The sequence below is a fragment of the Rhizobium sp. WSM4643 genome, from assembly GCF_025152745.1.
Taxonomy (GTDB): Bacteria; Pseudomonadota; Alphaproteobacteria; order Rhizobiales; family Rhizobiaceae; genus Rhizobium; species Rhizobium leguminosarum_I.
The window spans coordinates 3,194,288-3,207,077 of record NZ_CP104040.1 but is presented as its reverse complement, the minus strand read 5'-3'; the positions used below and the strand labels follow the sequence as shown (position 1 = coordinate 3,207,077).

Sequence of the window (12,790 nt, the reverse complement as noted above, 5' to 3'; positions counted from 1 at the left end):
TCATCATCACGTCGCTGATAGCTGTGTCGATCTGCCTTGCCGCTGCATCCGTCGCTCTCGTCCAGATCTTTGCGGACAGCTACAGCAAGCGCGTGCAGAACGAGTTGACCGGACACATAAACCGTCTGGCGGCCGTGATCCGCTTCTTGCCGGGAGGCAGGCTGCAGGTGCCCGAGAACCCTCCGGACAATCGTTTCCTGATACCCTATGGGGGGCTCTACTGGCAGATCGACGATCCTGTGGGGAAGACGGAGGTCCGATCTTCCTCGCTCTTCGACTACGTCCTGGCTCTGCCGCAGGATTCACATCCTGTCGGCATCATGCATCAATATCGTCTCTCCGGGCCGGAGGGGAAGGATGTCCTTGTTCAGGAACGCGTGCTGTCGTTGGTCGCACCGGAGGGCACGAGACCCATTCGCATTGCTGTGGCGGTGAATGCCGACGAGGTCGACAGCGCGCGCCTTGGATTTGCTCTCGACATCCTGCCCTATGTCGCCGTTCTTGCCGCGCTCCTCGTGTTGATGTCGATCGGGCAGCTTTGGATCGGATTGAGACCCCTCGACCGCATTGGCCGTGATCTTGAAGCGGTGCGCGACCGGAGGGCCAGCCGACTGGCGGGGGCCTATCCGCGCGAGGTCCAACCGCTCGTCAATCAACTGAACAAACTTCTGGAAAGCCAGGCCGCGGCGATGGAGAAGGCCAGGGGCAGGGCCAGTGATCTGGCTCACGGGCTGAAGACGCCTCTGACCGTTCTCACAAACAACGCGTACTCGCTTCGGGAGAAGGGCGAGGTGGAGATCGCCGATGAACTCGACCATCTTGCCGAGACTATGCTCTCGCACGTCGAGCACGAGCTCGCCCGTGCCCGTATCACCCCGAGCCCTGATCAACGGAGTGGCGATGCCGACGTCGAGAAGATCATCAACGAGACCGTTCGAATGCTCAGACACACTGATGCAGGCGAACGCCTCGCCTGGAAAATAGACGTTGCCAACGGCTTAAGAGTGCCGGTCGACCCGCACGACTTTCGCGAACTTGTGGGAAACCTGCTCGAGAACGCCTGCAAGTGGGCCAGGAGCAGGATAAATGTCAGCGCGGTTCGACAGAATGGCCATTCCCGCCTCGTAATCGAGGACGACGGCCTAGGCGTGTCGCCAGAGAGATTGCCCGATCTTCCGCATCGGGGTGTCCGTCTCGACCGTTTGAAACCCGGCTCTGGTCTGGGTCTTGCCATCGTGTCGGAGATCGCAGCGGTGTACGATCTTGCGCTCAGCCTGGAAAACCGCGTCGAAGGTGGCTTCCGTGCGGAAGTCGTCTTCCCCGACGTCATCGCCCCCGAAAACTCCATTCCAGAGTAGCGGCGACAACATAACATCTTCCGGGGGGATCGACGCCGTATGTCCGCGTTTGCCGACGCGCGAGTATCCTTCATTAAATTGTGCCGTAACTGCGGCCGCGTGGAAACCAACAGGGAGGGGACAATTACCGAATTCGGTAGCAAATGCATGCACGCAATTAGGTAGCAACTGCCACCAGACTTCGGTCTGCTGAACCCCTAGGATCGGTGTGATCCTAGGGGGTAATTGTGCATGGTCCTTGTTGCAGACGAATTGAAGCGGAAACAGGCCGAGATCCGCTTGAGGATTGAGGAGCTGCGGTTGGAGCTCGCCGCGCTGGAGCAGCAGCAGGCCGCTTTCGTCGTCGTCATCCGGACATACGAGCCGGAATATGATCCCGGCACGGAGCCAAGGGTGTTCCGCCGCCGTAGCAAGCGGGACGGATCGAATACCGACGGCGTTTCCGACCTCTTCAGGGACTTCGACCGCAGGGGCTTCGCTCTGCGCACTCTCCGTGAGGCCGGACGGCCGATAACGACGGCGGAGTGCGCCACGGCCTTCGCGCGCGAAACTGGGCTGGGGGATAACCTTTCGCAGGTTCTCGACCAACTCGCCAGTGTCCTTCCCGAGAGAAGGGTGACAGTTCATACCGGAGACATGGGTTACGCTTTTGGCCTTTGCGAGGAGAGCGAAGGTGCCTTGGCAGGAGTGTAGCCTTATGGACGAGCGTCTCAAATTCGTTGCGCGGGTTCTGGATGGCGAGAAGATAGCGGCGCTGTGCCGCGAGTTCGGCATCTCCCGCAAGACCGGCCGGCGCCAATTTCCTGCAGCAGCAGGCCCGCTTTGACGACTTCGTCGAAGAATTCAATACAGAGCGGCCACACCAAGCCCCTGACATGGCTTGCCCGGCAGAGCGCTACCACGCTTCGCCCCTATCAGGGCCTGCCGGAGATCGACTATCCGTTCCACGACCAGACGGTTACCGTCACAACATGCGGCCGCATCTGCTGCAAGCGAAAGAAGATCAATCTCAGCCTGGTCTTCGCCGGGCAGGCCGTTGGAATCAAGCAGGTCGAAGACCATATCTGGCTTGCAAGCTTCATGGATTACGATCTGGGATACTTCGATGACGAGACATGCAGGCTCGAACCACTGCCGAACCCTTTCGGCTCAAAAGTGTTACCTATGTCTCAGAATAAACCGTAGCCCATGTGTCCAGAACGGACCCGGAAAACGGTGGCGCACCCGACAGGATTCGAACCTGTGACCTTTGGAATCGGAATCCAACACTCTATCCAGCTGAGCTACGGGTGCATGCCTGAGGCGGTTAGAATCGCCTGTCCGATGGGTGGTTCTTAGCCTAGCTTGCGGCTGGCTTCAATCGCGAAATTCTCGGAAATACCGATGCTTGCGATTTGGCGGATGTTTTTATCCATCAGCCTGGGGACCGTTGCATAAAAAACTCCGCCGGCCTTGCGGGCGGCGGAGCGTGGTTGGCCTGGCTATCGCCTTGGCGGCGGTCAGATCTGCATGGCGCCGGGGCCGGGGATTGCCTTTGACGGCACCTTGCCGAGGATGATCATGCCGAGGACTTCGTCCTTGGTCACGTCCTCGGTTCGGGCGTGGCCGACGACCTGGCCGTTCTTCATCACCGAGACGCGGTCGGCGAGGTCGAAGACGTCGTGGATGTCGTGGCTGATGAGGAAGATGCCGATACCTTCCTTCTTCAACTGCTTGATCAGCTCGCCGACCTGCGCCGTCTCCTGGGGCCCAAGGGCTGCCGTCGGCTCGTCCATGATCAGGATGCGGGCGTTGAAGAGGATCGCACGCGCGATCGCCACCGATTGCCGCTGGCCGCCCGAGAGCGCCTTCACCGGCTCCTTGAAGCGCTTAAAGTTGGGGTTCAGCCGCCCCATCACTTCGCGAGCCGAGGCTTCCATCGCGACGTCGTCGAGCGTGCCCCAGCGGGTTTTCAGCTCGCGGCCGAGATAGAGGTTGGCAGCGGCGTCGACATTGTCGGCGACGGCGAGCGTCTGGTAGATCGTCTCGATGCCGTATTTCTTGGCATCGCGCGGATTGCGGATGTCGGCCGGCTCGCCGTTGATCAGGATCTCGCCGCCATCACGCTTGTAGGCGCCGGAGAGAATCTTGATGAGCGTCGATTTGCCGGCACCGTTGTGGCCGAGCAATGCCACGACTTCGCCGGGGTAGAGATCGACCGAGGCATTGTCCACGGCGTGAATGCCGCCGAAGGAGATCGAGATGTTTTTCAGTTCCACGAGGGGAGTGCGTTGATCAGCCATGTCTGGGGCTCCTCTCACTTGGCACGGGCGCGGTAGACGGTGTCGAGCCAGACCGCCACGACAAGGACGGTACCGACGACGACGCTCTGCAGCGGCGTGTCGACATGCGCCAGCACCATGCCCGATTGCAGCGACTGCATGACGAGCGCGCCGAGCATGGCGCCGGCGATCGTGCCGGTGCCGCCTGCCAGCGACGTTCCGCCAATGACGGCGGCGGCGATGGTGTAGAGCTCGTCGAGCGTACCCTGCGAGTTCGTAGCGGCATTGAGGCGGGCGGTGGAAATCGCCGCTGCAATGGCCGCGAGAATGCCCATCAGCGCGAAGATGCGCACGGTGACCCAGCGGGTCTTGATGCCGGCGAGCTCTGCCGCTTCGGGGTTGCCGCCGATCGCGAAGACATAGCGGCCGAAGCGCAGCCTTGTCGCGATGAAGGTCATGACGATGCCGACGACGATGGCGATCAGCACCGGTACGGCGATGCCGTAGGGGATATCCAGGCCGGTTTCGGGCCAGGGGACATTGTTGGCTTCCGCATAGCGCTTGGCGATGTTGATCGGCCAGTAATAGCTGTTGGCGATTGAGACAGCGCCGAGGATCAACACGCAGCTCAGAATGGCGAGGAAATATTCCGCCCAGATCGGCCGGCGCGGAAAACCGAAGCGGCGGCGCTGATGGCGCGAGCCGATGATGCTGGCAATGACGAAGAGGCAGGCGGCGATACCGACGATCCAGCTCCAGGTGGCGCCGATCGAGCCTTCCGCGCCGCCGCCCATGATGCGGAAGGTCTGGTCCATCGGGGCAACCGTCTGGCCGCTGGTGACGAGCCAGGTCGCGCCGCGCCAGACGAGCAGGCCGCCGAGTGTCACGATGAAGGAGGGAACATTCAGGAAGGCAATGATCATGCCCTGGAAGGTGCCGATCAGGCCGCCGGCGATCAGGCCGACGAGCAGCGTGATCACCCAGGTGAAGGGGCTGTCGAAGCCGATATATTCCGGCAGGATCTTTGCCTGCGTCACGCCCATGATCATGCCGCAGAGGCCGAGCACGGAACCGACCGACAGGTCGATATTGCGGGTGACGATGATCAGCACCATGCCCGTCGTCATCACCGCGATGTCGGTCGTCTGGACCGAGAGGTTCCAGAGATTGCGCGGGGTCAGGAACAGGCCGCCGGTGATGATGTGGAAACCGATCCAGATGATGATGAGCGCGCCGATCATGCCGAGCAGACGCGTGTCGATCTCGGTGGCGCGGAAGAAGCGGGTCACCGGACTGGCTTCCGCCGCTCGCGGTCCGCTTGATGTTGTGGATTTTACCATTTCGGCCATGGGTTTGCCGTTCCCCCATTTTGTTTGGACGGACGCGCCGGAGTACTAGAGGCTGCCATCGGCGTCATGCGTCTGTTCTTCAACTCACCATCGTGATGCTTCCGGAAACCGTGGCGTGGCGTCGCGACACCCTTCCGGCAGGGAATGAAAACCCGCGATGGAGCGGCGAGGCGGAGAAAACTTCGTCGTTGGAATTCTCATCCGCATCCGGCGCCGCAACGGTGTTCCGTTGCGGCGCTTAAGAATTCCAGTTTACAAGCCTGAGCTTACTTGCAGGCAGCGACGCTGTCGGCCTTGACGCCCTGGCACGCTTCCGCCTTGGAGATCCAGCCGGCGTCGATGACGACGTTCAGGTTTTCCTTAGTGATAGCAAGCGGTTTCAGGAAGACAGATTGCATTTCGACGCCCTTGGGGCCGCCCTTGAAAGCCTGGGCGCCGTCGATCTTGCCCATGTCCTTGCCGCCGGCGAGGTCGAGAGCGACTTCAGCGGCGCGCTTGCCGAGTTCGCGGCTGTCCTTCCAGACGGAAACCGTCTGCGTGCCGAGAGCGATGCGGTTGAGGGCTGCCTTGTCACCGTCCTGGCCGGAAACCGGAACGGAGCCGGCGAGGCCCTGTGCGTCGAGAGCAGCGATCGCGCCACCGGCGGTGCCGTCATTCGAGGCGACGACGGCGTCAACCTTGTTGTTGTTGGCGGTCAGGAACTGCTCCATGTTGCGCTGAGCGTTCTCCGGCAGCCAGCCGTCGGTATAGGCCTCGCCGACATTCTTGATCTTGCCGGCGTCCATGGCGGCCTTCAGGACTTCCTGTTGGCCCGAGAACAGGAAGTCGGCGTTCGGATCGGAAGACGAACCCTTGATGAAGACGTAATTGCCTTCCGGCTTGGCCTTGAAAACGCCCTCAGCCTGCAGGCGGCCGACTTCCTTGTTGTCGAAGGTGATATAGAAAGCAGCCGGGTTTTCGATCAGGCGGTCGTAGCCGACGACGGGGATGCCTTCAGCGGCGGCCTTTTCGATCGCTGGGCCGATGGCGTCGGAGTCCTGGGCGAGAATGATCAGCGCGTTGGCGCCCTGCGAGATCAGCGATTCGACGTCGGTAAGCTGCTTTGCGGCAGAAGACTGCGCGTCAGCGGAAATATACTTGGCGCCCTTGGCTTCGAGAGCCTTCTTGATGGCGGCTTCGTCCGTCTTCCAGCGTTCTTCCTGGAAATTCGACCAGGAAACACCGACGACGAGGTCGGCAGCCATGGCAGCGGTATGCACGGAAACGAGGATGGCAGCACCTGCCATCAATTTCAAAATAGACTTCATAATGTCCTCCCGAGTGGATTGCGACCGGCCCAGCCCATGCTTCCTCCGGCCACCGCGAATAGCTGTTGAGAAAGGTTCAGATTTTTTTCTCGACAGTCGAGAAATTTAGTGTCAGAGATTTTTTCAACTGTCAACACTGCACTGCCAGCTTAATTTCCTTGCGAAACATCGGCTGGAGATGCAGTGGAAACCAAGGGAAGAGCAAGCAGGAGGAGAGGGCGGCATTCATGCTGACCAAGTCGAGCACGGAGCTGGTCCGGCAGAGAAACAGCGTGCTCGTGCTGTCCGTGCTGCGTCGCCACGGTGCGCTCGCTCATACCGAAATATCCGATTCCACGGGGCTGTCATCGGCCACCATCTCGGCGATCACCACTGAGCTGGAAAAAGCCCAGATCATCGAAAAATCGGAACAGCAGCCGGCAAGCGGCCGCGGCCGGCCGCGCGTGCTGCTGCGCCAGCGGCGCGATTGCGGCTATCTCATCGTCGTCATCATCTCCTCGGATGCGGTGCAATATTCGCTGGTCGATTATGCCGGCAAACTGATCGATCGCTTCAGCGAGGAACGTTCGCATGATCCGGCGGGTGCCGTGCGCTTCGTCGCGGCAGTGCGGGCCGGGCTTTTGCGCATTCTCGATCGTTCGAAGATCAGCCAAGAAAAGGTGCTGCTGATCTCGATCAGCAGCAAGGGGCTGGTCAATTCCACCGAGCCGGTTCTCGTCTGGTCGCCGATCTTCGGCAGCGACCAGATCGATTTCGAATCGGCACTCCGGCCGGAATGGCAGGCCAAGGTGATCCTTGACAACGAGACGCTGCTGGTCGCAGCCGCGCTCGGCGCGCGTGAGGAGATGGTAAAGGGCGCTGATTTCCGCTCGCTCGCAGCCCTTTCGCTTGGCCACAGCGTCGGTCTCGGCATCGTCAGGCGCGGGAACCAGACAGGCCAGGAGATATCGGCGCCCAATTTCGGGCACATGCTGCACATGGCCAATGGTGGGCTCTGCCGCTGCGGCACGCGCGGTTGCATCGAGGCCTATGCCGGTTTCTACGCGATCCTACGCAGCGCCTTCGAGGTGCCGCTCGATACGATTCCGGCAAAGTTCGTGCCGGTGGCGGAACTCGACAAGATCGCCGCAAAGGCGCGCCAGGGCCACCGCGTCTCCGCCTTCGCCTTTCGCCAGGCGGGGCTGGCGCTCGGCAACGGCCTGTCGCGCATGCTGAGCCTAACGGAGCGCATGCCGATCGCCATCACCGGGCCGGGCACGCGTTATTACGACCTGCTTCGGCAAGGGATAGAAGAGGGGCTGGGGCAGTCGCATATCGTGCGCATGGAAGGCATGCCCGAGATCAGGGTAGTGGCCGACGAGCAGATCCTCGTCTTCGAAGGACATTTGAACCGGGCGCTGTCGGTGATCGACGAGGATATCGTTGTTTCGGGCGTTCAGGGAATCCAGGTATCCGCGATTATTCAGGAATCGGGTTGAGGGTCTCTTTCAACCGACGTGCGGTGATTGCAGCAGCAACGGGCTCGTCGGTAGTATCTGGTAGTATGCGACTTTGAGGGGCGTGCCGTGTGGCACCCCCTCTGGCCTGCCGGCCATCTCCCCCACAGGTGGGGAGATCACAAGTGGCTTGAACTTCGTGCCCATCTATTGTTTCGCCGTGCTGGATGCTGATTGTTGGGGAAGCCGATGCGTCCAGCCAATCTCCCGCCTGTGGGGAAGATGCCCGGTAGGGCAGAGGGGCGCGCCACACGCACGTCGCCCTTTGAATATCTGCAAAACGCGAAATGGCCGGGCGTGCGCCCGGCCATCTCATGCATGGCGTCCGGCCGGGAGAGGGCCGTCAGCCGATCTTGATGAGCTTGCCTTCCTTGACGGACTGAACCGCGGCATCGGCGAGTGCCAGCGCTGCGAGACCATCGGCGCCTGATGGAGAGATCTTGGAGCCCTTCTCGATCGCGGCGATGAAGCTGGCGATCTCGTTGGCATAGGCTTCGGTATAGCGGGTCATGAAGAAATCGTGCAGCGGCGGGCGGGTATAGCCGTCGCCGTTTGCGACTTCGATGGAGACCGGGCGCTGGTTTTCGGCCGAGACCAGGCCCTTGGAGCCATGTGCTTCGATGCGCTGGTCGTAGCCATAGGTGGCGCGGCGGGAGTTGGATATGACGGCCTGCTTGCCGGATTTCGTCTGCAGGATCACCGAGACGCTGTCATAGTCACCGGCTTCGCCGATCGCCTTGTCGACGAGAACTGCAGCGGTCGCGAAAACCGACACCGGTTCTTCGCCGAGCAGGAAGCGAGCCATGTCGAAATCGTGGATCGTCATGTCGCGGAAGATACCGCCGGAGCGCTTGATATAGTCGACCGGCGGGGCGCCGGGGTCGCGCGAGGTGATCGTCACCATCTCGACATCGCCGATCTTGCCTTCGTCGATGACTTTGCGCACCGCCATGAAATGTGGGTCGAAACGGCGGTTGAAGCCGACCATCAGCTTGGCGCCGGTCTCTTCCACTACCTTGATGCAGGCCTTGACGCGGGCAACGTCGAGATCGATCGGCTTTTCGCAGAAGATCGCCTTCCCGGCGCGGGCGAAACGCTCGATCAGGTCGGCATGTGTATCCGTCGGCGTGCAGATGACGACGGCGTCTATATCCTTGGCTGCCTCGATCGCGTCGATGGCGCGGACCTCGCAGCCATAGGCGGAGGCGATTGCTTCGGCAGTCTGCGGAAAGGCGTCTGCGACCGCGACGAGCGTCGCATTGGCGTCGCCGCTGACGGCTTTTGCATGGACCTTGCCAATGCGGCCGGCGCCGAGAAGACCAAATCTCACTGTCATTTTAACCTCCCTTGAATTCGGAACAAATAAACCGAATTGTCAAAATTCTGGAATTTTCATTCCATCTTCTGTGAACCACGTCAAGCCCGCGGATCTTTCACATTTGCAAGATTCGAACCAGAGCCTGTCCCAGTCGGACTGAAGTGTTCTGCCGGAGCAGATTTTGGTCAGTGCGGAGCCGGTCGCCTCTGATCCTGGCGGAAAGATGCCCGGCCCTTCAGCCAAGAGAATACTTTAATCTGACCAGGAAAGGCCCTAGAACAGAATGATTTTAGGCCGGTCGGCCTAAAATCTGAATCCTGTCCTGCATTATATAGTTAGAGCATGACGTCATCCGAAAACCGCTTACACTTTTCGGCATCATGCTCTAGAGACAATCGCGGCACGGGCCGACGGCCGTGCGACAAATGCGACCGCGGGGCAGGAATGAAACTCATCGATCCGAATCATCCGGCATATCGGCGCCTCTGGGTGCGGATTGCCATCGTTGCCGTCTGCTTCGGCTGGGCCGTGGTCGAACTTGTCACCGGCGATCCGTTCTGGGCGGTGCTGGCCGGGGGGGCAGGCGCCTATTCCTTCTATATGCTGTTCTGGACCTTCAATCCGCAGCCTCCTGCCATCGAGCGGCCCGTGCAGCCTGACGCCGAGGACGAAGGCGAACCCGCGGCGGCCGCTGAAAAACTTTCGAAGGAGGGGCAGACGGAATAGTCAGCGGCTCAACCGCCGCAGCGCTTCGTCGATCAGCAGATTGGCCAGCATCATGCGCTTCGTCGCGTTGTCACGGAAGGGCAATTCTACGCCATCGGGATGATTGGCGCGCGCGAAGGCGCGGCGCTTCTCGCGGAGTGTCAGCAGCGTATCGGCGGCGGAGATCGCCAGTTCTTCGGCAACCTCCTGCGGAGTCGTGCGGACGAGATGATCCGGCATGACGGGTTCGGGTGGAGGCGCAGGCGCTGGTTTCTCCACGACCCCAGCGGCATCGAAATCCAGATTGTCGAAATAGGCTTGGCCGACGCATTGCGAGGCGACTGAGACGCCCGCCATCACATCGAAGGCAAGCCCGGTGCCGAGACCGGAGACACGATGGGCCGCCGGGGCTTCGGCGTCTTCGGTCGTCTCATCCTCCGCCATCAGCCGCTCGAGGACTGATTGAAATACCGACTGTCCGAACAGCATCCCGCCTTCCTTGAGAGCATCTCCGTTTTTTCTTCGAATCACGGAAATGCTCTATCTTTTTGTTCGCGCAATTCCGGACGTTAAAACCGCTGCACAGTTTTGCTGGAATTGCTCCAGGCGCATTAAAAGAGAGCAAGATGGCGCAGGGCTTGCGGCTGTCGTCAGCCGGCCTGCTTGTGGCTCTCCTCGAGGATGATGTCGTAGAGCAGCCGCGCACTCGGTGGCAGCGCCCGTTCCCTGGCCGTGATCATGCTGTAGGGTTTGACGTTGATGTCGAAATCGATCGGCAGCATGCGCACATCAGAGGCATTCGAGCCCTGGCTGGCAAGGAACTGGGCGACGTCGACGGCAACGGGAGCGATCGCATCGGTTTCGCAGATGATGGCACAGGTCAGAAGCAGCGAGGAGGTGTTGACGATGTTTTCGGGCAGCGCCACGCCACGCGACAGGAAAACGTCCTCGATCGTGCGGCGCAGCAGCGTGCCCGGCGGCTGGAACACCCAGTCGTAGTCCCTGACGTCGGAGAGGCTGCTCGTCTTCTGCTTCATGAGCGGATGGCGGCTGCGCACGATCAGGCAGGCGCGCTCGATACCGATCTCCGTCACCTCGAACAGGCGCGGGTTGAGATCATCGGGAATGCGACCGATGATGAAGTCGTGGCGGGCGGCGAGCAGTTCGCGGGCAAGCACGTTGCTCGTCTCCACCTGGATGTTGATCTCAATGCCGGGATAGGCTTTGCGCACCTTGTTGATTGCCGGCACGACGAGGCTCATGGCCGGTGCGGTCACTGCGCCGATGAAGACCGACCCGCCCTTGCCGCTTTTCAATTCCCCGATCTCGCGGCTCGCCTCGCGCAGCTCCAGAAGGATCTTCCGAGCCCTTCGGGCAAGCGCTGCGCCGAAGGTCGTCAGCACGACGCCGCGGGCCACGCGCTCATAGAGCGACGTCTTGGTGATCGATTCCATTTCGGACAACATGCGCGACGCGGCAGGCTGCGAAATGTTCAGGACTTCCGCAGCTGCGGAAATCTGTCCACTATCTTCGATTGCGATGATCATGCGCAGGTGATTCAGCTTAAGTCCTGCACGCAAAAGGCCGTCATCGCCGAAATTATCGCTGTGGATATCGACGTGATCCATCAAAAATGGCTCAGAAATAGCCGTCATGGTTGCAGCCTCCTCGCTGCGCTCCATCAAAAGTAATACTTTTTAACGATATACCAAAATTGTTATGCACGTTAGCACTTATTCTATTTGACAGTTATAGGAATCCATACCAGTTTGCCGCCGTGTGCTGGTTGGCACTCAACACGTGTGAGATCGTGGAGGAGACCTACTTCGTTTCTCACCATCTGAAGTAACTATCCAATACGGAACCTGCCACAGTTTCGGGGCGGGCGATTTTTCGTCCGCTGCTTATTAACAAGGGAGAGAGAAATGAAATCCATTATCTCATTGATGGCTGCGGCTGCCTTCGGCGTCGCTTCGTTCGTTGCACCGGCTCTGGCCGCGGATAAGGGCACCGTCGGTATTGCGATGCCGACCAAGGCTTCTGCCCGCTGGATCGATGACGGCAACAACATCGTCAAGCAACTGCAGGCTGCCGGTTACGGCACTGACCTGCAGTATGGCGACGACGACATTCCGAACCAGCTTTCGCAGATCGAAAACATGGTCACCAAGGGTGCCAAGGTTCTCGTCATTGCTTCGATCGACGGCACGACGCTTTCCGACGTTCTCCAGAAGGCACATGACGCCGGCATCAAGGTCATCGCTTACGACCGCCTGATCCGCGATTCGGGCAACGTCGACTACTACGCCACTTTCGACAACTTCCAGGTCGGCGTTCTGCAGGCCGGCTCCATCGTTGACGGCCTCGGCCTCAAGGATGGCAAGGGCCCGTTCAACATCGAACTGTTCGGCGGCTCGCCGGACGACAACAACGCCTTCTTCTTCTATGATGGCGCAATGTCCGTCCTGCAGCCCTACATCGACAGCGGCAAGCTCGTCGTGAAGTCCGGCCAGACCGGCATGGACAAGGTCGGCACGCTGCGTTGGGATCCGGCAACGGCCCAGGCCCGCATGGACAACCTGCTCTCGGCCAACTACACCGACGCCAAGGTCGATGCCGTTCTGTCTCCTTACGACGGTCTGTCCATCGGTATCATCTCCTCGCTGAAGGGCGTTGGTTACGGTACTGCGGCTCAGCCGCTCCCGATCGTCACCGGTCAGGACGCTGAAATCCCGTCGGTCAAGTCGATCATCGCTGGCGAACAGCACTCGACGATCTTCAAGGACACCCGCGAACTCGCCAAGGTCACTGTTGCCATGGTCGACGCCGTCATGTCCGGCAAGGAGCCTGAGGTCAACGACACGAAGACCTACGACAACGGCGTCAAGGTCGTCCCGTCCTATCTGCTGAAGCCGGTTGCCGTCGACAAGACCAACTACAAGCAGATCCTCGTCGACAGCGGTTACTACTCTGAAGACAAGCTGAAGTAATGAGAA

Annotated in this window: 12 protein-coding genes, 1 tRNA gene and 1 pseudogene; 7 read left to right on the top strand and 7 right to left on the bottom strand. The window is 60.4% G+C overall.

Features of this window, described 5'->3' with window-relative positions; all coding sequences use genetic code 11:
- Positions 1–23 precede the first annotated feature (23 nt).
- The 4 genes and pseudogenes from N1937_RS16110 to N1937_RS16095 all read left to right on the top strand — a co-directional run.
- Positions 24–1,358: a sensor histidine kinase gene (locus N1937_RS16110; protein ID WP_260056538.1), complete on the top strand. Its 1,335-nt coding sequence runs from the start codon at positions 24–26 to the stop codon at positions 1,356–1,358.
- A 231-nt stretch (positions 1,359–1,589) separates the two neighbouring features.
- Positions 1,590–2,051 (top strand): hypothetical protein, encoded by a 462-nt coding sequence (locus N1937_RS16105; protein WP_260056537.1) that lies wholly within the window; start codon positions 1,590–1,592, stop codon positions 2,049–2,051.
- A gap of 4 nt (positions 2,052–2,055) precedes the next feature.
- Positions 2,056–2,184, top strand: coding sequence for a helix-turn-helix domain-containing protein (locus N1937_RS16100; RefSeq protein WP_222387051.1), 129 nt, complete (start codon positions 2,056–2,058; stop codon positions 2,182–2,184).
- Positions 2,141–2,543, top strand: a pseudogene (locus N1937_RS16095) (IS481 family transposase); the annotation flags it as partial. The gene N1937_RS16100 and the pseudogene N1937_RS16095, both read left to right, overlap by 44 nt.
- Positions 2,544–2,574: 31 nt before the next feature.
- On the opposite strand, the gene N1937_RS16090 reads toward N1937_RS16095, so the two are convergent.
- The 4 genes from N1937_RS16090 to xylF all read right to left on the bottom strand — a co-directional run bounded on the left by N1937_RS16090 (position 2,575) and on the right by xylF (position 6,275).
- Positions 2,575–2,651, bottom strand: a tRNA-Arg gene (locus N1937_RS16090).
- A gap of 206 nt (positions 2,652–2,857) precedes the next feature.
- A complete protein-coding gene (locus N1937_RS16085; protein WP_003561812.1) occupies positions 2,858–3,640 on the bottom strand; it encodes an ATP-binding cassette domain-containing protein in 783 nt (260 codons plus the stop codon).
- A 14-nt stretch (positions 3,641–3,654) separates the two neighbouring features.
- Positions 3,655–4,968: a sugar ABC transporter permease gene (locus N1937_RS16080; RefSeq protein WP_222295101.1), complete on the bottom strand. Its 1,314-nt coding sequence runs from the start codon at positions 4,966–4,968 to the stop codon at positions 3,655–3,657.
- 266 nt (positions 4,969–5,234) lie between these two features.
- Complete coding sequence (xylF, locus tag N1937_RS16075; protein ID WP_260056536.1) at positions 5,235–6,275, bottom strand: D-xylose ABC transporter substrate-binding protein; 1,041 nt, start codon at positions 6,273–6,275, stop codon at positions 5,235–5,237.
- Positions 6,276–6,502: 227 nt separating this feature from the next.
- Between xylF and N1937_RS16070 the strand changes: the two genes are divergently transcribed.
- Positions 6,503–7,753: an ROK family transcriptional regulator gene (locus N1937_RS16070; RefSeq protein WP_260056535.1), complete on the top strand. Its 1,251-nt coding sequence runs from the start codon at positions 6,503–6,505 to the stop codon at positions 7,751–7,753.
- A 361-nt stretch (positions 7,754–8,114) separates the two neighbouring features.
- Here the strand turns inward: N1937_RS16070 and iolG are convergent, their stop codons facing one another.
- Positions 8,115–9,107, bottom strand: a complete 993-nt coding sequence (gene iolG / locus N1937_RS16065; RefSeq protein WP_260056534.1) for an inositol 2-dehydrogenase — start codon at positions 9,105–9,107, stop codon at positions 8,115–8,117.
- A 426-nt stretch (positions 9,108–9,533) separates the two neighbouring features.
- Between iolG and N1937_RS16055 the strand changes: the two genes are divergently transcribed.
- Positions 9,534–9,815 carry a hypothetical protein gene (locus N1937_RS16055; RefSeq protein WP_260056533.1) on the top strand — a complete coding sequence of 94 codons (282 nt, stop codon included), beginning with the start codon at positions 9,534–9,536 and terminating at the stop codon, positions 9,813–9,815.
- Here N1937_RS16055 and N1937_RS16050 read toward each other — a convergent pair whose 3' ends face one another.
- On the bottom strand, positions 9,816–10,283 hold the full coding sequence (locus tag N1937_RS16050; protein ID WP_017965468.1) for a hypothetical protein: 468 nt from the start codon (positions 10,281–10,283) through the stop codon (positions 9,816–9,818). It abuts the gene before it with no gap.
- Between the two features lie 161 nt (positions 10,284–10,444).
- Complete coding sequence (locus N1937_RS16045; RefSeq protein WP_170260603.1) at positions 10,445–11,449, bottom strand: LysR family transcriptional regulator; 1,005 nt, start codon at positions 11,447–11,449, stop codon at positions 10,445–10,447.
- Between the two features lie 270 nt (positions 11,450–11,719).
- Here N1937_RS16045 and chvE point away from each other — a divergent pair, with 270 nt between their 5' ends.
- Positions 11,720–12,784, top strand: coding sequence for a multiple monosaccharide ABC transporter substrate-binding protein (chvE, locus tag N1937_RS16040; protein ID WP_003561803.1), 1,065 nt, complete (start codon positions 11,720–11,722; stop codon positions 12,782–12,784).
- Positions 12,785–12,790 lie beyond the last annotated feature (6 nt).

Bases quoted from the DNA above. Each gene is read 5' to 3' on its own strand.
- N1937_RS16105 (WP_260056537.1), top strand. From the start codon at position 1,590: ATGGTCCTTGTTGCAGACGAATTGAAGCGGAAACAGGCCGAGATCCGC.
- N1937_RS16100 (WP_222387051.1), top strand. From the start codon at position 2,056: ATGGACGAGCGTCTCAAATTCGTTGCGCGGGTTCTGGATGGCGAGAAG.
- N1937_RS16085 (WP_003561812.1), bottom strand. From the start codon at position 3,640: ATGGCTGATCAACGCACTCCCCTCGTGGAACTGAAAAACATCTCGATC.
- N1937_RS16080 (WP_222295101.1), bottom strand. From the start codon at position 4,968: ATGGCCGAAATGGTAAAATCCACAACATCAAGCGGACCGCGAGCGGCG.
- xylF (WP_260056536.1), bottom strand. From the start codon at position 6,275: ATGAAGTCTATTTTGAAATTGATGGCAGGTGCTGCCATCCTCGTTTCC.
- N1937_RS16070 (WP_260056535.1), top strand. From the start codon at position 6,503: ATGCTGACCAAGTCGAGCACGGAGCTGGTCCGGCAGAGAAACAGCGTG.
- iolG (WP_260056534.1), bottom strand. From the start codon at position 9,107: ATGACAGTGAGATTTGGTCTTCTCGGCGCCGGCCGCATTGGCAAGGTC.
- N1937_RS16055 (WP_260056533.1), top strand. From the start codon at position 9,534: ATGAAACTCATCGATCCGAATCATCCGGCATATCGGCGCCTCTGGGTG.
- N1937_RS16050 (WP_017965468.1), bottom strand. From the start codon at position 10,283: ATGCTGTTCGGACAGTCGGTATTTCAATCAGTCCTCGAGCGGCTGATG.
- N1937_RS16045 (WP_170260603.1), bottom strand. From the start codon at position 11,449: ATGACGGCTATTTCTGAGCCATTTTTGATGGATCACGTCGATATCCAC.
- chvE (WP_003561803.1), top strand. From the start codon at position 11,720: ATGAAATCCATTATCTCATTGATGGCTGCGGCTGCCTTCGGCGTCGCT.